16 protein-coding genes and 1 tRNA gene are annotated in these 14,377 nt (G+C 68.1%); 6 read left to right on the top strand and 11 right to left on the bottom strand.

Translation table 11 applies throughout. From position 1 onward, the window contains the following. Nucleotides 1-40 precede the first annotated feature (40 nt). The 3 genes from PSH03_RS12795 to PSH03_RS12785 are packed head-to-tail and all read right to left on the bottom strand — an operon-like array spanning nucleotide 41 to nucleotide 1,616. Entirely contained in the window at nucleotides 41-424 is a 384-nt protein-coding gene (locus PSH03_RS12795; RefSeq protein ID WP_210784196.1) for a hypothetical protein, read from the bottom strand. Continuing rightward, nucleotides 421-1,323: a class I SAM-dependent methyltransferase gene (locus PSH03_RS12790; protein WP_238689232.1), complete on the bottom strand. Its 903-nt coding sequence runs from the start codon at nucleotides 1,321-1,323 to the stop codon at nucleotides 421-423. Before PSH03_RS12790 ends, PSH03_RS12795 begins: the two co-directional genes overlap by 4 nt. Beyond that, nucleotides 1,323-1,616 carry a hypothetical protein gene (locus PSH03_RS12785; RefSeq protein WP_210784198.1) on the bottom strand — a complete coding sequence of 98 codons (294 nt, stop codon included), beginning with the start codon at nucleotides 1,614-1,616 and terminating at the stop codon, nucleotides 1,323-1,325. Before PSH03_RS12785 ends, PSH03_RS12790 begins: the two co-directional genes overlap by 1 nt. A 56-nt stretch (nucleotides 1,617-1,672) precedes the next feature. On the opposite strand from PSH03_RS12785, the gene PSH03_RS12780 reads away from it, so the two are divergent. Together PSH03_RS12780 and PSH03_RS12775 are read left to right on the top strand one after the other, a co-directional pair. After that, nucleotides 1,673-2,317, top strand: coding sequence for a TetR/AcrR family transcriptional regulator (locus tag PSH03_RS12780; RefSeq protein WP_238689231.1), 645 nt, complete (start codon nucleotides 1,673-1,675; stop codon nucleotides 2,315-2,317). Nucleotides 2,318-2,394: 77 nt separating this feature from the next. Then, nucleotides 2,395-3,006, top strand: coding sequence for a dihydrofolate reductase family protein (locus PSH03_RS12775; protein ID WP_238689230.1), 612 nt, complete (start codon nucleotides 2,395-2,397; stop codon nucleotides 3,004-3,006). Nucleotides 3,007-3,123: 117 nt separating this feature from the next. On the opposite strand, the gene PSH03_RS12770 is transcribed toward PSH03_RS12775, so the two are convergent. The 4 genes from PSH03_RS12770 to PSH03_RS12755 all read right to left on the bottom strand — a co-directional run bounded on the left by PSH03_RS12770 (nucleotide 3,124) and on the right by PSH03_RS12755 (nucleotide 8,882). Next, nucleotides 3,124-5,031 carry an ABC transporter permease gene (locus PSH03_RS12770; protein ID WP_238689229.1) on the bottom strand — a complete coding sequence of 636 codons (1,908 nt, stop codon included), beginning with the start codon at nucleotides 5,029-5,031 and terminating at the stop codon, nucleotides 3,124-3,126. 125 nt (nucleotides 5,032-5,156) lie between these two features. After that, nucleotides 5,157-6,587, bottom strand: coding sequence for an extracellular solute-binding protein (locus tag PSH03_RS12765; protein WP_238689228.1), 1,431 nt, complete (start codon nucleotides 6,585-6,587; stop codon nucleotides 5,157-5,159). 438 nt (nucleotides 6,588-7,025) lie between these two features. Continuing rightward, entirely contained in the window at nucleotides 7,026-7,832 is an 807-nt protein-coding gene (locus tag PSH03_RS12760) for an IclR family transcriptional regulator (protein ID WP_238689227.1), read from the bottom strand. Nucleotides 7,833-7,979: 147 nt separating this feature from the next. Then, nucleotides 7,980-8,882, bottom strand: a complete 903-nt coding sequence (locus PSH03_RS12755) for an SdrD B-like domain-containing protein (protein ID WP_210784202.1) — start codon at nucleotides 8,880-8,882, stop codon at nucleotides 7,980-7,982. Nucleotides 8,883-9,068: 186 nt separating this feature from the next. On the opposite strand from PSH03_RS12755, the gene PSH03_RS12750 reads away from it, so the two are divergent. After that, entirely contained in the window at nucleotides 9,069-9,794 is a 726-nt protein-coding gene (locus tag PSH03_RS12750; RefSeq protein ID WP_238689226.1) for a DUF4839 domain-containing protein, read from the top strand. 193 nt (nucleotides 9,795-9,987) lie between these two features. Here the strand turns inward: PSH03_RS12750 and PSH03_RS12745 are convergent, their stop codons facing one another. Together PSH03_RS12745 and PSH03_RS32835 are read right to left on the bottom strand one after the other, a co-directional pair. Further along, on the bottom strand, nucleotides 9,988-10,161 hold the full coding sequence (locus tag PSH03_RS12745; protein ID WP_167362340.1) for a hypothetical protein: 174 nt from the start codon (nucleotides 10,159-10,161) through the stop codon (nucleotides 9,988-9,990). After that, nucleotides 10,158-10,376, bottom strand: coding sequence for a flavin reductase (locus tag PSH03_RS32835; RefSeq protein WP_308194375.1), 219 nt, complete (start codon nucleotides 10,374-10,376; stop codon nucleotides 10,158-10,160). The genes PSH03_RS12745 and PSH03_RS32835 overlap by 4 nt, the downstream gene beginning before the upstream one ends. Before the next feature lie 499 nt (nucleotides 10,377-10,875). Here PSH03_RS32835 and PSH03_RS12740 point away from each other — a divergent pair, with 499 nt between their 5' ends. Further along, on the top strand, nucleotides 10,876-11,100 hold the full coding sequence (locus PSH03_RS12740) for a winged helix-turn-helix domain-containing protein (RefSeq protein WP_238689225.1): 225 nt from the start codon (nucleotides 10,876-10,878) through the stop codon (nucleotides 11,098-11,100). Nucleotides 11,101-11,786: 686 nt separating this feature from the next. Here PSH03_RS12740 and PSH03_RS12735 read toward each other — a convergent pair. Further along, entirely contained in the window at nucleotides 11,787-12,374 is a 588-nt protein-coding gene (locus tag PSH03_RS12735; RefSeq protein WP_210784205.1) for a nucleoside monophosphate kinase, read from the bottom strand. Nucleotides 12,375-12,543: 169 nt separating this feature from the next. After that, nucleotides 12,544-12,615 (bottom strand) — tRNA-Lys (locus PSH03_RS12730). Between the two features lie 248 nt (nucleotides 12,616-12,863). Here PSH03_RS12730 and PSH03_RS12725 point away from each other — a divergent pair. Next, nucleotides 12,864-13,286 (top strand): PadR family transcriptional regulator, encoded by a 423-nt coding sequence (locus tag PSH03_RS12725; RefSeq protein WP_210784206.1) that lies wholly within the window; start codon nucleotides 12,864-12,866, stop codon nucleotides 13,284-13,286. Beyond that, nucleotides 13,283-14,332, top strand: coding sequence for a GlsB/YeaQ/YmgE family stress response membrane protein (locus PSH03_RS12720; RefSeq protein WP_238689224.1), 1,050 nt, complete (start codon nucleotides 13,283-13,285; stop codon nucleotides 14,330-14,332). The genes PSH03_RS12725 and PSH03_RS12720 overlap by 4 nt, the downstream gene beginning before the upstream one ends. Nucleotides 14,333-14,377: the final 45 nt, after the last annotated feature.

Below are 14,377 nucleotides of genomic sequence, written 5' to 3'. Positions count from 1 at the left end.
CGTAAACCGTCCGGTGATCGGGCGCTCCGCTCGCGGGCGGCTACAGCCGCTCGAAGCTCTCCATGCCGGCGAGTTTGAGCACCTCGGTCCGGGTCGCCGGGCATTCCTTGCTGGTCTGGTCGTCGATGTCACGGCCGTTGGGTACGGGGCCCTGCTTCTCGTACCAGGAATAGAGGTTCACTGTGAGGTTGGCCATCGCGCCCGTCTCGGACCCGATCCCCTTGAGCGTCGGCACCTGGCCGTCCAGGTAGGCGCACACGTCCTTCGCCGACACGGGGGAGCCGTCGGCCGGAGCGGATCCGGCCGCGCTGGTCGATCCTGTCGTGTCTGGCGCCGCAGCGGGCTCGGGCGCGTCGGCCTCGGTGCACGCCGTCAGGGCGAGCACGAGGCAGAGGGTTGGTGCGAGCGGTCGGAACGTACTCATTGGATGTTGTCCTCACGGGTTTCGTGGTGGGTAGGGGTTCCGGCGGCGTTCGCGGTGACGAGCCAGAGGCCGGTGGGCAGCCGGTAGCCGACGCCAGGCTCACGGAACCGGCCGAGCAGCCGGGCGACCCCCGTCCGGGCCGAAGCCTGACCAGCCGGCGGCGCCGCCCGGTACGCGGTACCGGCCGGGCCGACCTCGATGAGCCATTCGGCCACCGCGTCGGCGTCGTCCGGAGTCTCCAGAGTTACGTCGCACTGTGTGATCGTGACGGCGGTGAAGCCGGCGGTGGTGAGGATCCGGACGAGCCGCGCCGGGTCGGCTAACGCGAACGGACCGGGCTCGTCACCGACCGGGAGCGGTGGTAACGGTCCGAGGTGTGGTGCGGCACCGAGCATCGCCGCGGACAGCCACGGGTTGACGCCGCTGTCGCGGAAGACGGTAGCGGCGAGGCGTCCTCCCGGGCGCAGTGATCGCCGGATCGTGCGGCAGCCGGCAACCGGGTCCGCCAACAGCATCAGGGTCATTCGTGAGTACGCCGCGTCGAACGGGGCACCAGGCACGACATCGAGAGTCTCGATGTCGGCCACCTGGAACTGGATGCCCGGGTACCCGTCGATGGGGAACCGGCGTCGAGCGGCGGTCACCATCGCCACGTCGATGTCGACACCGATCGCCGCGCCGGTCTCGCCGACCGCGGCGGCGATCTCGGCCGTGGTGCCGCCGCAGCCGCAGCCCACATCGAGGATCCGCTCGGCGGGTCGTGCGGCCAGCCGATCCATGGCCGCCGCTCCCAGCGGCCGACCGGTCTCGTCCTGCCGATCGGCGTGGCGAATCCAGCCAGCTGCCGCGCCCGCCCAGAAGGCGGCGCCGCGGGCCCGCAGGCCTGCGGTGTCGGCCATCAGAACGGCATCTCGGTGCCGTCGACGCTCATCGAGCGGAAGTGAGCCGCCTTCGTCGGGTCGAAGCCGTCCTCCTGTGCCGCCAAGCCAGCAGCCCGGACCAGCCGTTCGGACTGGAACCGGCGGAATGCCGCTTCGTCCTGCCAGACGTTGATGATCCGCCAGCCGTCCTCCGTCGGCCCGGCGACATGGGCGAGGAGGCCCGGTGGCCGGTCCGGTCCGAGGTGGCGTTCCACCTGCCGGTATTCCGCCTCGCTGACGCCGGGCATCTCCTGCAACACACCGAACGGCATGGCCGTCACCTCTCGATAGAGTGAGCCTCTATCCAATAGAGCACTACACTTGAGAGGTGGTTGTCAAGAGACGTTATGACTCTTCCCGCCGACAGGAGCAGGCCCGACAGACCCGGCGAGCGATCCTCGAAGCGGCTGGCCGGCTGTTCGTCGACCCGGGCTACGCGGCCACACCGCTGACCGCTGTCGCCGTGGAAGCCGGCGTCGCGGTCCAGACCCTGTACGCGGTGTTCGGCAGCAAGCGGCAACTGCTCTCCCAGTTGGTCGACGTCACCCTGGCCGGCGACGACGAACCGGTGGCCCTGCCGGATCGGCCCTTCGTCGCCGAGATCCGCGCCCTCACCGACCCCCGGGCCAAGCTCGCCCGCTACGCCCGTCACCTGGCCGAGGTCAACGCCCGGCAGGCCCAGGTGATGCTCGCGCTGGCCGGCGCGGCCACTGCCGATCCGGACGCCGCCGAGATCTGGCGCAAGAACGTCGACGACCGCCGCCGCGGCATGGCCATGTTCGCCGCCGAACTCGTCGGCACGGGAGGCGTACGGCCCGACCTGGGCGTCGATCAGGTGGCCGACATCCTCTGGTTGGCCCAGGACGTCCGCAACTTCGACTGGCTCGTCCGGCAACGCGGATGGGCGATCGAGCAGTACCAGCGGTGGTATGTGGACACGGTCAGCGGCGCGATCATCGCCGGCGCCGAATAGCGGAGAGCGCCGGTAATGGGCAGGCTGATGGACGTCGTCGCCGAACAGCATTCGGCAGACTGAACGAGGAGATCGTCGTGCGCAAGCTCGTGTATTACATCGCCGCCACAGTGGACGGCTTCATCGCCGGCCCCGACGGCGCCGACCCGACCGGCCCCGGCGGGTTCTGGCCCATCCCGGACGACTACCTTCACCACCTCGTCAGCGAATATCCGGAGACGCTCCCCGGTCCGGCCCGGCAGGCGTTCGGCATCACCGACCAGGGCAGCCGGTTCGACACCGTGCTGGAAGGGCGCCACTCGTACGAGGTGGGCCTGAAGGCCGGCGTGACCGACGCCTACCCGCACCTGCGCCACCTGGTGTTCTCCCGGACGCTGGGCAGCAGCCCGGACCCGGCCGTCGAGGTCGTCGGCCAAGACCCGATTGCCACCGTACGAGAGCTGAAGCGGCACGACGGCAAGGACGTCTGGGTGATCGGCGGCGGCGCGCTGGCCGGTGCCCTCTACCCCGAGATCGACCAGCTGATCATCAAGCTTGCCCCGTTGACCATTGGTGCCGGCATTCCGCTCTTCGGCCGTGACGCCGTCTTCGCACCACGTACCTGGCGCCTGACCGACCACACCGTTCTGGACAGTGGCGCTCTCTTCCTCACCTACGCGCGCGCACAGACCGTGAGTGGTGGCGCGTAGACACGTTGGGCCAGAACGGCGAGCCCGTCGGGCTCGTCGTTCCGGCCCGCACGCCTACCACCCGGTGATCGAGCGGGTCATCAACATGGCCTGGTAGCGAGCGATCGGCTGCCCCAATCAGCCCTTCACCGCGCCCGCGGTGAGCCCTTCGGTCAGGAAGCGCTGCCCGAGGGCGTACATGATCACCACGGGGATGCTGACCAGCAGCGACGCCGCAGCGAGCTGTCCTTGCGGTACGACGTCCCCGGCGATCATCGATTGCATTCCCACCGGGAGCGTCTTGTACTCGTCCTTCGTGATGAACACGAAGGCGAAGAGGAACTCGTTCCAGGCGTTGGTCAGGGTGAAGAGCGCGACCGCCAGCAGCCCTGGCTTGGCCAGCGGCAGCACCACCCGGCCGAACGCCTGGATGCGGCTGCAACCGTCGACCAGTGCGGCCTCCTCCAACTCGATGGGGATCGACGAGAAGTAGCCCACGAGCAGCCAGGTGGCGAACGGCAGCGTGAAGGTCGGGTACGTCACCACCAGGGACCACAACGAGTCGGTGAGGCGGACGCCGATGAGCATCTGGTACAGCGGGATGAACAGCAGCGCGCCAGGCATCACGTAGGTGAGCAGCACCGTGACGGTGAAGCCCTGCGCCCCGCGGAACCGCAGCCGGGCCAGCGCGTAGCCAGCCAGGGCGGCGCAGACCAGTGCCACCGCTGTCGACGCCGCGGACACCAGCAGGGTGTTGAGATACCAGCGGCCGAACGGCTGGTTGTCGAACAGGGCGCCGAACTGCTCAAGCGTCCACGGCGTCGGCCACAGGTCGTCGGTGCGCATGACGACCTGGCCCTCGGACTTGAAGGCCGTGACGGCGATCCAGTACAGCGGGCCCAGCACGAAGAAGAGCAAGCCGGCCAGCGCGGCCCAGGAACCCAGTCCCGACACCACTGACGACGAACGGCGACCACCTCGGGACTGGAGGGTCGAGACCACTCGGCCGACCCCCGCCGCGATCAGCAGAATCACACCGAGGACCACCGCCGCCTTCCAGAAGATCTTCGGTGACGCCCAGGCCAGCAGACCGGTGACCAGCGCGGCGACGACCCACGGCAGCGCCTTCCGCGCCTTCCCGGCCCACCGCTGTGTCCCGGTCCACAACGCTGTCCGGCGTCGCCGGGGCAGCTTGATGTTGGTGTCCTGGCGCAACAACCGGACCAGGACGAACACCAGCCCACCGATGATCGGCAGCATGACGAGCGTGACCGCCGCGCCCGCGCCGTACTGGAGCTGCAGGATGGCCTTCGAGTAGGCGATGAGCACGTACGGCGCGGTCACGTCGCCCGGGCCGCCCTGCGTCAGCAACCAGACCAGGTCGAAGTTGTTGAACGTCCAGATCGACGACAGGGTCACCGTCACGGTGATCACGTGACGCAGTCCGGGCAGCGTCACGCTTCTGAATCGCTGCCACGCCGAGGCGCCGTCGATGGTCGCCGCCTCGTAGAGGTCCGCCGGGATGGCCTTCAACCCCGCGAGGAAACACACGGTGAAGAACGGCACTCCCTTCCAGACGTTGACGAGGATCACCGACGGCATGGCCAGCGACGGGTCGGACAGCCAGCCCGCGGGCCAGCTGTCGACCAGGTGCGCGCTGGCCAGCAGCGGCCCGATCCCGGTGGCGGTGAGCAGCGTGTTGACGCTGCCGAAGATCGGGTCGAGCAGCGCGCGCCAGCTGAACGCCGTCACCACCGTCGGCACCACCCACGGCACCAGGAGCAGCCCGGCCAGCACGGCCCGCCCACGGCGGCGATGGTGCAGCAGCAGGGCCGCGGCCAACCCCAGCACGACCTTGAAAACCTCGGCGTACGCGGTGAAGACGAACGAGTTCACCACGCCGGTGTGGAACTGATCGTCGCCGACGAGCGCGAGATAGTTGTCCAGGCCGACGAAGACGGTGTCCTGCCCGTGTCGTTCGGTGGTGCTGGTGATGATCGACCGGGCGATCGGCACGAGAACGAGCCCGCCGACCAGCACGGCCATCGGCGCCAGGAACAGGGCCGCGAGTCGCCAGTCGCGACCCAGCCGCCGCTGGACCGCGGTGAGGGAGCCGGGCCCCGACGGCGGGGATTTCCTCGCCGCCGGGACCCGCGCAGGACGGACCGATTTCACTGCGGCAGCCCCTGCTGGTTGAAGATCTGCACCATCTTCGCGTGGGCAGCCGTCACGGCCTGCGCCGGCGCTGTGCCCTGAACGACCTGCTGCATCATGTCGGTGAGGACGTAGGCCGACCCCACCGCCTGCTGGCCCGCGCTGGCCTTCTGCGGGAAGGCCAGGCCGTTCTTCGTGTTCAGCGGCAGCTTCAATTCCGTGATCTTGCGCAGCATGGGGAACGCCGGGTCCCCGCTGGTGAAGAACGGGTCGGCGTCCCAGACCTTCTCCCAGGCGGGCATCACCAGGCCGGGTGCTTCCTTCGCCACCCCGAGCAGCGCGGGCGCGCTGACCAGGTACTGCGCCAGGAGCTTGGCGAGCGCCGGGTTCTTGGCGCCCTTGAAGACGACGAAGCCCTGCGACTGGCCGAGCAGCAGCGGATTGTCGGTCGCCGGCCCGATGCAGTCGGAGAACACGTGGGTGTTCGCGTGCACCGGGTTCTTCTTGGTCCTGGAGTCCGCGTAGACGCTGAACTGGTTGCGGGTATAACCGAGGATCCCGGCGAGCCAGTTCTCGTTGTTGCTGGTGTCGGTCCAGCTCGCGATCCCCGGTGGCAGCATCGGCTTGTACTTGGGGTTGGTGTAGATGTCGCCGAGGAACGTCACCGCCTGCACGGTCTCCGGCGTGTTGAAGGTGACCTTCCGGCCGTCGTTGGCGGCGATCGACCCGCCGTAGGCGTTGATCAGCGCCTCGATCATTCCGTTGCCGTCACCGGACCGGTTCACCGTCATGCCCCAGCCGAACCGGCGCTTGCTCGGATCGGAGATCTCCAGACACAGGTCCCGCAGCTCCTCCCAGCTGTAGATGTCCTTGGGGGAGATGCCCTTGTCCTGCATCCAGTCCTTGCGCAGGAACGACCCGATCCCGATGAAGTGGTACGGGATGGCGAACCACTTGCCGTCGAAGACGCAGAAGTTCTTGGCCTCGGCGCAGGGCTCGCCGTACTTGGCGGTCAGCGCCGTGACGACGTCCGTCACGTCCTCCAGGTCGCCCAGCGCCTGGAACTGCGCGACGAACCGCGAGTCGGTCATGAACGCCAGGTCGCGGGCCACCCCACCCTTGACCTCGGCGTCGATCTTGGCCACCACGTCACCGGCGTCGGCCTGGACCAGACTGTTCTCGATCTTCGTTCCGGTGCTGTCGGCGAACTTCTTGATCGAGCTGTCGAGGGCTTCGTTCGCCGCCGTCGAGTACAGCTTCTGCGACAGCATGCCCATCGAGGAGCCCTTCATCGCCGCCGCGGCGTCGATCAGCTCCTGCGGAACCTCCGGCTGCACCCTGGTGGGCGATTCGGAGCCGTCCCCACAGGCGGCCAGACCGGCCGCGCCGAGCACCCCCACTCCCATCCCCAGAAAGCCGCGCCGCGACCACCCCGACTTGTCCTCCATGGACACCCGCCTCCTTCTTCTCCCCGCGCACGGCTGCACGCCGAAGGTCTTACTGGCGAACACCGCGATGCTTGTGTTGCAGTTGGTTTCTGCCGGCGACCACCGAGGGGCGCCCGTCGAGATCAATTCGTTCGTGGGTTCCTACGGTGGTGAGCGGGCCCGCCCGTCACCGTGGGACGTCCGCTCACGCGCGCTTCGTCGGAGCCACCCGAGACATGTCGGGTGGCGCTCTCCGGGTAGCGCGACGAGGTTGAGGCGATCGGCGACCGGGCCGAGGCAATAGCGCTGACGTTCCAGTTCGGTCGGGTCACAGGACCACCGCCGTTCGAGATTTCGAACTAGGTTCGATATACCGTATCGAGTGGTCGCGACGCTAGGGCAGCGCGGTGAGCGATGTCAATGTTTCGATGTTGTTTCGAACCGAAAGCGGGAGGTTGCCTACCGAGATTGCGCCCGGTAGCCCATGCGGGCCGACAACACAGCCGCGCCCTCGCGAACCAGCCCGGTCCACTCCACCTGCACCTGAGGTGTCCAACGAATGCTCGGCGCGGACAGACTCATCCCAGCGATGATGGCACCGGTATGGTCCCGGATCCCCGCAGCGACACAGCGCATCGCGGTGTCCGACTCGCCGATGTCGACCGCGACACCCTCCGCCCGGACACGGTTCAGATGCTCACGAAGAAGATCCGGGTCGGTGATGCTGTCCGGCGTCATGCCCGGCAGGGGGTCCTTCAGCAGGACGGCGTCCAGGTCCGCCTGATCGAGAGCCGACAGCAGTACCTTGCCAACGGCCGTGCAGTGCGCGGGCAGCCGCAGCCCGACCCCGGAAACCATCCGGACGGGGTGCGTGCTGTCGAACTTCACCAGGTAGATGACATCGGCGCGGTCGAGCACCGCCACATGAACCGCCTCGTCGCACGCGGCAGCCACGTCCCGCGCCACGCCCTGCGCCTCGCGGACCAGATCAAGCCGGCCGGCGAACGCCGCACCCAGCTGGAACAGCGGCATGCCGAGCCGATAGTGCACCGGCTGACCCGGTACGGAGATCAGGTACGCGCGAGCCTCAAGCGTCACCAGCAACTCGTGGACGGTCGTGCGGGGCAGATCGAGCCGCTCCATCACCTGGCGGGCCGACAACTGGGGGCAGTCCAGGAACAGTTCGAGGACGTCGAGCGCGCGGTTGACCGCCGGTACCACACGGGGCATGTCGATAGTCCCTTCGCAGCGCCGGACCCATGTCAACGATCTCCACACGGGCCAGCACCTGAAGAGGATATCTACGTCAGCCTCCGGCGCCAGGTGTCATCATCACCGCCCCCACCGGCGGAGCCGCTGCTGTCTGTCCGGATCGCCGCCCGCCCGAAACATCTCGGGCGGGCGGCGAGGGGCTCAGCTCTGGCTGACCAGGCCGGCGTCGACCACGTACTCCGCGCCATGCACGGCCTGGAATTCGGCGCTGGCGACGAGCAGGGTCGGCTCGAACTGGTACGACCTCACGATGTCCGAGTCCGTGGCGTCGTCACCCACGTCTGCGACAGTCCGGCCGTACGTGGCGGCTGCCTCCAGCCGGACCTCGTACAGCAGCTCGGTGCGGGCGGTGATCGACCAGGTTCCGTCCGGGTTGACGGTGGCCGAGCCACCGCCAATTGCCTGTCGCTGCGGACTCGACAGACTCACCTCCAACACGCCGTCCGGGCCACCGGCGATGGCCGGCTCATCCGCCTCGCGCTGCCCATCCCGGTCAAGGTCGTGCCACACACTGCCGCGGATGACGCACGTGCCCGAGATCGCCACCGTGACGGATTCGGTGTTGTTGTCGGTGTTCGCCTCGCGGCGTTGCGGGGTGATGCTCGTGGTGATGGGCACCCTGCTGCCCGGTGTCGCGCCGGCCACGACGAACGGCACGAACAGCCGGCTCGCCCGACCACCGGCCGCCAATTGCGGATACGAGCACGTGTAGCTCGTCGTGCTCACTGCCGTGCAGGTCCAGGCAGGGTCACCGACCGACGGGGTCGTGGTCCTGAGCCCGGCGGGCACCGCGACCGTGACGCTGATCGGGTCCGACGCTCCGGTGCCGTAGTTCCGGATGTCGATCTCGGCGGAGAAGGTCTCGCCCTCCGCCGGATTCAGCACGTCGGTCATCATCAGATCGACGACCAGATCGGGCTGGAGTCGCCCGGCCGCCACCGCGTCGGCCGGAGCGAGGGCCGCCGTGCCCCCGACGAGGGCGAGGGTGGCCAGCGAGGTTGCGAAGGTACGTCGGATCGAGCGGGAAAGGGAACGAGGGCGCATAGGTTCCTCACGTCGCAGGTGACGGCCCTCCCAGGAGGGTGAAGGCCGTATTGGAGATCAAGATCTCCACTCATCAGGCGTCGTCGATCAGCCCGGCGTTACACGGAGCCGGTGTCAGTGGTGCCTGTCCCCTATGCTGCGCCAGGCAGTTGGTGTGAGCAGTCCATTTAGGGGGCGCGGAGCCGCATGGCCGACGAGATCATGTACGAGTACAAGACCGTACGGCCAGTTCGCGGCACCGACGGCTGGGTCATCTCGAAGATGCAGAAGGATGGCTGGGAGCTCGTGCAACAGGCCCCAGGCACGCTTCGCTCCACCGTCGACTTCCGTCGGCCGAAGAAGCCGCAGCCGTGGCTCCTGATCGGCGCGGCAGCCGCCGTCCTCGTGATCCTCGCTGTCGTCATCGGCGCCGCCTCTGCCCTCAGCGGCGGAGACGAAAAGAAGGACGAGTCAGACAAGTCGACGGCTGCTGTGAGTGAGAAACCGTCTGCTACGCCGGCTCCGACCGCTGTCGAGTCGGCTGCCACTGAGGTGATCACGCCGCAGAACAATCCGGAGTTCGCCGCGCTGCTGAAGGCGGACAGTTGCGACGACGCGAACCTGGCCTTCGCGACCAGGCACGAGGGCAAGACGGTCGCGTTCAACGGCTCGATCGTGAACATGGTGCCCCACGGTGACTACGACACTCGCTACGACTTCCTCCTGGGCCCAGGCGACAAGGGCCCGAACACGGCAGTCGGCCCGGCCTTCAAGTACGAGGACGTCAACATCCTCGACCTGAAACTAACCGGCAAGCAGATCCCCGCCACCGTCGGCGAAGGCGACACGTTCCGCTTCGTCGCCGAGGTAGGCGAGTTCAAACCCGCCCAGTGCCTCTTCTTCCTCGACCCGGTCTCGACGGAAGTCCGGTAGTCAAGATGGGCAGCCGCATCATCACTGACCAGCTTGCCCGGTGATCACCTAGGCGGACACGTCACGGCCGCGCCGTGACCCGCCGGGCTGCAGCGGAGAAGAAGAGCTGTAGCCGCTTACCGGTCCAGCGTGCGCGCTTCTCGGCCTGGTTCGGCTGGCACGGTCGCTGTACTTCGCTGCGGTATTGCTGGCGTCAAACGAGGCGCTGGATGCGCACCTTCGGGCGCTCGTTCCTCAGGTGGCCGTGCTTGTGTTGGCGGACCTGCTCGTCCCAGACCTCCTGGTCGTAGTCGGGGTCCGGCGGGATCCACTTGTGGGAGCCGTCGCTGTAGTGGAACTTCTCGTCGCCGGGTCGCAGGATGCTCATTGGGTCCAGCCGAGGAATCGATAGTGCAGGTGGCCGGCGGGGACGTGGGCCAAGTCCTGGGCGGCCTCGACGAGCTGGGCTGCCAGGTACAGGGCGAGTGACACCGGGGCTCGGTCGTACTCCGCTCGCAGCTCTCGCCGGCGGGTGTGACAGGGCCAGTCGGCACCACAGCCGCTGCACGTCCAAACCGGCGTGACCGGGAGGTGGGTTGTCATTGCGGGCCGTCCTGACTCGGCCAGTGACCGCGGTTGATTGGGATGAGGTGGAGGCTTCTGCATGGCAGGTCGGCTCCGCAGTGGCAGACGCGTCGCCAGTGCCGCCAGGACCACATCGGCCGATGGCGTCGGGCCAGGGTGAGTGCCACTGCGATGACGTACTCGTCGTAGGCCACCCGCCGCCGAGTGCTCTCCAACCTTCGCTGCCAATGTCCGGAATCCCGGGTCGCACGGCCGGCACCGGTGTCTGAGGCAGTTGCATCGTTTGGTCTGGTCACCGTGCCTCCGGCCGACGCTTGGGGGGTTCCGTGGGCACCCGGTCAGCCGTGTCCGGAGACAGGGCACCCACGGCGGGGCAACCCGGCCGCCAAGCTGGGTAACCCCACAAGCAACGTAGGACGCAATGTGCGCATAGTCAACGACTGATAACACATAGCGTTGTAAGTCGAGCTTGAGTTGTGGTCTGCTTGCACCAGCCGCCAAGCTGGGAGCACCACCTATGTCTGAAGCTGCGTACCTACAGGTCGCCCGAGATATCCGCGAGCAGATCAGCTCCGGCCAGTTGAACCCGGGCGACAAGCTGCCGTCCTTCGCTGCCTTGTGCGAGCACTACGAAGTCAGCAACACGGTGATCCGCGCTTCCATGCTCGTGCTCAAAGCTGAGGGCTTGATCGACGGGCGCCAGGGCAAGGGCGTCTACGTCGCCAACCCACTTCCCCGATAGTCCCCGGTGCCTTCGCCGAGCTAGGACGTCTCGCTTACAGGCTCTGTGCACGTCGTCCGGGAACGGCCGCACGCTCGGAGCTTCGTCTATGCCCGGACTCGTCAGCGTGCCGCCGTCCGGCGCGGCTGCTGTCAGCGCTGCTGTCGAAAGCCATTCTGCCGACGAATCGTGCCGACCCCCGTCGGGTGGATGCGGTCTCAAGGTGTTGGTCGCTGCCATCCGGTTGGAGAGATTCTCGGCCCGCCACGTCAAGACGGCCTTGACGCACGGTCGGACGCTGGCGGGTCGGGCGGTGGCCTGCTCGGCTTACCCGGGTCGATGGCAGGCGGGATGGCCTACCGCAACCACCCACGGCCCGGCACCCGCCGACGGACCCCCGAACATCCTGGAGCCCGAGCGCCCCGCCGGAGGCGAAGTAACCGCAACCCCGCTACCCGCCGCCAGTTCGCCGACGCAGCCGGCGTGCGCTGCACTATGCCGCGCGGGCTCGTGACCGCGCGGCCCGGCCGGCTGCCGGCCCCATGGGCTGACCGCTTCCGCGCCAGCCGCCGGGCGTGTTGCGTGGCCGGAGTCGGAGCGACGGACGCGCGCCCAGGCGGCGGCGCGTGCGGCACGTCCAGGCCCGCCTTGATAGATGTGAGGAAAGTCCTCCCACGTCGCCCGGCGGCCGGCCTACCTGCGCGATATCAGGAGTGGCGTCTACTGGCAGAGGCGATTGGGATCAGCCTGGCTGCTACGTCCTCGAAGTCGCCGAAGCCACTGACGGTTTGCCACAGGCCATGGGCCCGGTAATAGGCGCGCAACGGCTCGACCTGCTCTCGGTAGGTCTCCTGTGAATGCGAGTACATCAGCAAGAGTTCCTGGCGTCGCTCGGCTTGCTGAGAGTCCAGGTCTATCTGACGTTCCACCCGGCCCTGCGCGGCGAGGCGGAGTTGGTCCTCCGTAAGGACAACTTCGATCACTGTGTCGGGGACATGGCCGCTCTGCGTCTGCAACTCAGCTTGGCGGATGTTGCGAGGGAAGTTGTACAGCACCCAGCCACCGTCGGCGTTGGTTAGGGCGTCAGCGATGGCTTTGACCATTAGCTCATCCGGGACAAGATGTCCGGCCTGCATATACCGGCTCGCCTCTTTGCCCAGCGAAGTCTGCTGCTGCACGTGACCGCGGAAGACGTTACCTGCGCTGACAACCTGTAGGCCGATGGCGTCTGCCATAGCCCACGCAGCGGAAGCCAGGTCGACTACCGGCCCGGCGATGAGGACCACGTTGGGCATGTGTACTCCATGTGGATGGCGCCGAAGCGCCAAGCTAGCCACCCGCAACGCGCTCAAGCGGCTCGGCAGAGCACTGGACCGGTGGAGCGCTACTGCTGTACTTCGCTGCTGTACGAGTCGTGCTGACAAAGACAGCGGCCCTACAAAGGGCCGCTGAGCTGGAACGGAGTGGGCCGCCAGGGACTCGAACCCTGAACCTATGGATTAAAAGTCCACAGCTCTGCCATTGAGCTAGCGGCCCGCGCGCTCAGGTTACCCGACGGTCTGCGCCCCGGCTGATGTCCGCCCCCGGGCCAGAGGAGCGATGCTGATCTACGCCCACGACGGTGTGGGCGTTGGGACTGCCGCCGTTGCTGGTGCAAGGCCGAGCGGCCCGCCGGGATGACCAACTGGCGAGGTGGCTCGCGTCCGCAGCCGGCCTCGACGCCTCCGGCAAACTTCTGCATTGCTTCGTCACCGGTATAGCTTCATCACCGATATATTGGCGTCATGGCCACACCCACGCCACTGCGGGAACCCACCTTCTTGATCCTGACTGCCCTTGCGCGGGAATCCATGCACGGCTACGGCATCATCAGCGACGTCGCGGCCCTCTCCGATGGGCGGCTGGCGCTGCGGCCCGGCACCCTCTACGGCGCACTCGACCGCCTCACCGACGAAGGGCTGGTCGAGCGTGCCCACGAGGAGGTCGTCGAGGGACGGTTACGCCGCTACTACCGGCTCACCGAAGCGGGCCGGTCCGTGCTCACCGCCGAGACCGAACGACTGCGCCGCAACGTCGAGGCCGCCACGCAGCGGTTACGTGCCCGACCTGCGGGCACCCGCACCGTCGACGGCATCTCACGCGGCCCTCTCACCATCCCCGGAACGGCCGCCCACCCCGTCCTTCGACCGACCGGAGGCCCGGCATGAACCAGCCCAATCCCGCGCAGGAACAGGCCGGGTCGCCGCTGGAGTCCCGCTACCGGCGGCTGCTGTGGGCCTACCCGGGTGACTACCAGGCTGAGCGGGGCGACGAGATCGTCGGGACGTACCTCGACACCGTCGATCCGGGCCGGCGCTGGCCATCCCCACACGACGCCGTCGATCTGCTCGGCGCCGGGCTCCGGGAGCGACTGCGCGGGTACGGCGCTCTCGGGCTGGTTGCGGCTCTTCCACTGGCCGCGACCGCCGCGCTGAACACCCTGGTCGCGGTCTCCGCCTTCCTGCTCCTGCAGGTCGAGTTCGAAGATCCGCGTTTCGCTCGGCTGGACCCGGTTGGTCCGTTCCAGACCCTCGGCGCAGTGATCTGGCTTGGCTGGCTGCTCGTCGGCCTCGCCGCCACGGCGCTGCCCGGGGCCTGGGCTCGAACCGTCGCGGCCGGTGGTCTCCTACTGACTGTCGCCGTGCCGCCAGTGGCCGCCGTCACCGGCCAACCTGGGCCGCCGCTGTTCGTGCTGGTCCCCGCCGTCGCGCTCGGCCTGGCCACGCTTGCGCTGCCCTCCCATCCCGGTTGGGTCGTGCGTAGCCTGCCGCCGTTCACGGCCGGTTGTGTGACGGCCGTATCGGTGGCATTCAGCGCCGCCGAGAACGGCGGCAACATGTTCACCTCGTACGGCTCGACCCCCGAACTGCTGGCGATGGCCGGGGGGTCGATGTTCGTACTGGTCCTGCTCGTCGGCCTCGGTCGCGCCCTGCGAGCCGATGACGCAGGCCTCTGGGCGACCCTGCTGCTCGCCACCCCGGCCGGCCTGTTCAGCGCCGACCAACTCAGCCAGGCGACCTGGGGTACCAGCGGCGGCGGGCCCGCCCCGACGGCCTATGCCGTCACAGCCGGGTCGATCCTTCTTGTCGGCGCGGCACTGCTGGCAGCGGCTCTCGCCGGCCAGGCCGCCCGACACCAGACCGTACGTCGACGAGTGCTCGACGACGTCTGTCCGACCTGCGGGCACCGCTCGACTGCGATGACAGGGGCCTGACTTCGGCAGGATCAGCGATGTGGCGGGGTCGGTGAGCTGGGGTGA

Origin of the sequence: Micromonospora salmantinae (genome assembly GCF_022230905.1) — a bacterium.
Lineage (GTDB): Bacteria > Actinomycetota > Actinomycetes > Mycobacteriales > Micromonosporaceae > Micromonospora > Micromonospora salmantinae.
This window is presented reverse-complemented; position numbering and strand designations above follow the sequence as displayed.

Excerpts from the sequence above, each read along its gene's own strand:
- PSH03_RS12795 (WP_210784196.1), bottom strand. The coding sequence starts at position 424 with ATGAGTACGTTCCGACCGCTCGCACCAACCCTCTGCCTCGTGCTCGCC.
- PSH03_RS12790 (WP_238689232.1), bottom strand. The coding sequence starts at position 1,323 with ATGGCCGACACCGCAGGCCTGCGGGCCCGCGGCGCCGCCTTCTGGGCG.
- PSH03_RS12785 (WP_210784198.1), bottom strand. The coding sequence starts at position 1,616 with ATGCCGTTCGGTGTGTTGCAGGAGATGCCCGGCGTCAGCGAGGCGGAA.
- PSH03_RS12770 (WP_238689229.1), bottom strand. The coding sequence starts at position 5,031 with ATGGCCGTGCTGGTCGGCGGGCTCGTTCTCGTGCCGATCGCCCGGTCG.
- PSH03_RS12765 (WP_238689228.1), bottom strand. The coding sequence starts at position 6,587 with ATGGAGGACAAGTCGGGGTGGTCGCGGCGCGGCTTTCTGGGGATGGGA.
- PSH03_RS12755 (WP_210784202.1), bottom strand. The coding sequence starts at position 8,882 with ATGCGCCCTCGTTCCCTTTCCCGCTCGATCCGACGTACCTTCGCAACC.
- PSH03_RS12750 (WP_238689226.1), top strand. The coding sequence starts at position 9,069 with ATGGCCGACGAGATCATGTACGAGTACAAGACCGTACGGCCAGTTCGC.
- PSH03_RS12745 (WP_167362340.1), bottom strand. The coding sequence starts at position 10,161 with ATGAGCATCCTGCGACCCGGCGACGAGAAGTTCCACTACAGCGACGGC.
- PSH03_RS32835 (WP_308194375.1), bottom strand. The coding sequence starts at position 10,376 with ATGACAACCCACCTCCCGGTCACGCCGGTTTGGACGTGCAGCGGCTGT.
- PSH03_RS12740 (WP_238689225.1), top strand. The coding sequence starts at position 10,876 with ATGTCTGAAGCTGCGTACCTACAGGTCGCCCGAGATATCCGCGAGCAG.
- PSH03_RS12735 (WP_210784205.1), bottom strand. The coding sequence starts at position 12,374 with ATGCCCAACGTGGTCCTCATCGCCGGGCCGGTAGTCGACCTGGCTTCC.
- PSH03_RS12725 (WP_210784206.1), top strand. The coding sequence starts at position 12,864 with ATGGCCACACCCACGCCACTGCGGGAACCCACCTTCTTGATCCTGACT.
- PSH03_RS12720 (WP_238689224.1), top strand. The coding sequence starts at position 13,283 with ATGAACCAGCCCAATCCCGCGCAGGAACAGGCCGGGTCGCCGCTGGAG.